At 67.8% G+C, this 3,110-nt stretch carries 2 protein-coding genes; both read left to right on the plus strand.

What is annotated here, in order from left to right; translation table 11 throughout:
* Positions 1–1,152, plus strand: a 1,152-nt coding sequence (locus tag ACH9EU_RS04380) for an SRPBCC family protein (RefSeq protein ID WP_396412723.1), incomplete at its 5' end; no start/stop codon positions are given.
* Entirely contained in the window at positions 1,149–3,095 is a 1,947-nt protein-coding gene (locus ACH9EU_RS04385; RefSeq protein ID WP_396412724.1) for a BCCT family transporter, read from the plus strand. The genes ACH9EU_RS04380 and ACH9EU_RS04385, both read left to right, overlap by 4 nt.
* Positions 3,096–3,110 lie beyond the last annotated feature (15 nt).

The following is a 3,110-nucleotide window of genomic DNA, read 5'->3' on the forward strand; positions in this document are numbered from 1 at the left end:
ATCTCCGACAGCCTGATCGCGACCCTGCCCGGTTCCACGTATGTGGACGAGGCGGTGTTCCGTGCCGAGCAGGAGCGGATCTTCGAGCAGATGTGGTTCTGCGCGGTGCGCGCTGCCGATCTGGACAAGCCCGGGGCGTTCCGCACGGTGCAGGTGGGGCGGGAGTCCATCATCATCACCCGCAACCGCAAGCACGGGATCCGGGCGTTCTACAACATCTGCCGTCACCGCGGGGTGAAGCTGTGCATGGAGGACACCGGTGAGGCCGGGCGGTCCTTCCAGTGCCCCTACCACGCCTGGACCTACGACTTCGACGGCAAGCTCATCGCGGCCCCGAACCTCACGAAGATGCCCGACATCGACCGGCAGGAGTACGGGCTGGTGTCGGTGCCGGTGCGGGAGTACCTGGGCTACGTGTGGGTGTGCCTGGCCGAGGAGCCGCCCTCCTTCGAGGAGGACGTGATGGGCGACATCGAGGATCGGCTGGGCGACACCCAGGCGATCGAGGGCTACAACGTCGAGAACCTGGCCCTGGGCCGGCGGATCACCTACGACGTGAAGGCCAACTGGAAGCTGATCATCGAGAACTTCATGGAGTGCTACCACTGCGCCACGATCCACCCCGAGCTCACCGAGGTGTTGCCGGAGTTCGCCGACGGGCTGGCCGCGCAGTACTTCGTGGGTCACGGGGCGGAGTTCGGCGAGGACGTGCTGGGCTTCACCGTGGACGGTTCCGAGGGCCTGGAGAAGCTGCCCGGGGTGGACGAGGACCACGACCGGCGCTACTACGCGATCACGGTCAAGCCGACGGTGTTCGTGAACCTGGTGCCCGACCACGTGATCATCCACCGGATGTTCCCGATGGCCGCCGACCGCACGATCGTGGAGTGCGACTGGCTCTACCTGCCCTCGGTGGTGGAGTCGGGCAAGGACGTCTCGGCCTCGGTGGAGCTCTTCCACCGGGTCAACCAGCAGGACTTCGACGCCTGTGAGCGCTGCCAGCCCGCGATGGGCTCCAAGATCTACGCCAAGGGCGGGGTCCTGGTGCCCTCCGAGCACCACATCGGCGCCTTCCACGACTGGATCACCGAGAAGGTCGGCGACGTCGTGCCCGCCACTGTCCAGCCGCAGAGTCAGGAGAGCAACCGATGAGTTCAGACGACTATCGCGTCGACCCCTCGCCCGCCGAGGAGGCCGCGGCACCGCCCGCGACGCCGCCCGTGGACGACACGACGCTGCTGCACGAGGCGGAGGCCGAAGAGGCCGCGATCCTCGACGAGCTCAAGGTCGGTGTCGCCGAGCGGAGGAAGTCGTTCCGCGCCGGTCTGGAAGGTCTCGACCGGACCATCTTCGTGGTCACCGGAGCTCTCGTGGTCGCGTTCGTGCTCTGGGGGTTCCTCAACACGGAGAGCCTGTCCACCGCCTCGACAGCGGCACTGGGCTGGGTGCTCCACAGCACCGGATGGCTCTTCGTGCTCCTGGCCTCCCTGTTCGTGATCTTCGTCCTCTGGCTGGCCATCGGCCGGTTCGGCAACATCCCGCTGGGCCAGGACGGCGAGCGCCCGGAGTTCCGGACGGTGTCGTGGATCTCGATGATGTTCGCCTGCGGCATGGGCATCGGCCTGATGTTCTACGGCGTCGCCGAGCCGCTCTACCACTACATTGCCCCGCCGCCGGCCACGGCCGACGCCCAGACGGCCGAGGCCATCGAGGCGGCAATGGCCACGTCCCTGTTCCACTGGACGCTGCACCCGTGGGCGATGTACGCGGTGGTCGGCATCGCCATCGCCTACGGCACCTTCCGCCTGGGCCGCAAGAACCTCCTCTCCGAGGCGTTCGTCTCGATCTTCGGGCGCAGGGCCGTGGACGGCGTCGGCGGGAAGATCATCAACATGCTCGCCATCTTCGCGACCGTGTTCGGAACCGCCGCGTCGCTCGGCCTGGGCGCCCTGCAGATCGGCAGCGGCCTGCAGTTCAACGGTGTCATCGGCGAGGTGACCACCCCGATGCTGGTCGCGGTCATCGCTGTGCTGACGTTCTGCTTCGTGGCCTCGGCCGTCTCCGGCATCGCCCGCGGCATCCAGTTCCTCTCGAACACCAACATGGTGCTGGCCCTCCTCCTGGCGGTCATCATCTTCGCGGTGGGTCCCACCATCTTCATCCTCAACCTCATCCCCTCCGCCGTCGGCTCCTACGCCCAGATGCTTCCGGAGATGTCCGCCCGCACGGAGGCCGTCGGCGGCGAGGAGATGCGCGACTGGCTCTCGGGGTGGACCATCTTCTACTGGGCCTGGTGGGTGTCCTGGACCCCCTTCGTGGGCATGTTCGTCGCCCGCATCAGCCGGGGCCGGACCATCCGCCAGTTCGTGGTGGGGGTGCTCGTGGTGCCCTCGCTGGTGTCCCTGATGTGGTTCGCCGTCTTCGGCGGCACGGCCATCGACATCCAGCGCCGGGCCGACGCCACGGCGGATCCCGGTGACGGCATCGCCACGGTCGTGGACGGGTCCCCGACCATCGCCTTCGACAGCGCGATCTACGACATGTTCACCGGCCTGGACCTGCCGCAGGCCGTCACGATCGGTCTCGCCGTCCTGGCCATGGTGCTCACCGGGATCTTCTTCGTCACGGGCGCCGACTCGGCGTCCATCGTGACCGGCTCGCTCAGCTCGCGCGGCAGCCTGGAGCCCTCTCGTCCCGTCATCGTCTTCTGGGGTGTGCTCATGGGTGGCGTCGCCGCGGTGATGCTCCTGGCCGGCGGCGACGACCCCGCCGCAGCCCTGGGCGGGTTGCAGCGGATGACGATCGTCTCCGCTCTGCCGTTCATCCTGGTGATGTTCCTGCTGTGCTTCGCGCTGGCCCGTGACCTGCAGCGGGATCCCATGTGGCTGCGCAAGCGCCTGTCCGATTCCGTGATGAACCGCGCGGTGCGCAACGCCGTCGACGAGTACGGTCACCAGAAGTTCACGCTCGTCACGCGCGAGAGCTCGGAGCCGCTCACCGGACAGTTCTCGGCGGTCGACGCCACGGCCGCGGGGCAGCCGCTCTACGCCGATCCGAACGGCCAGAACCGGAAGAAGGTGCTGGACCGCACCTGAGAACACGCCACGGCC

Origin of the sequence: Kocuria rhizosphaerae (genome assembly GCF_044462265.1) — a bacterium.
In the GTDB taxonomy this organism is placed as follows: Bacteria; Actinomycetota; Actinomycetes; order Actinomycetales; family Micrococcaceae; genus Kocuria; species Kocuria rhizosphaerae.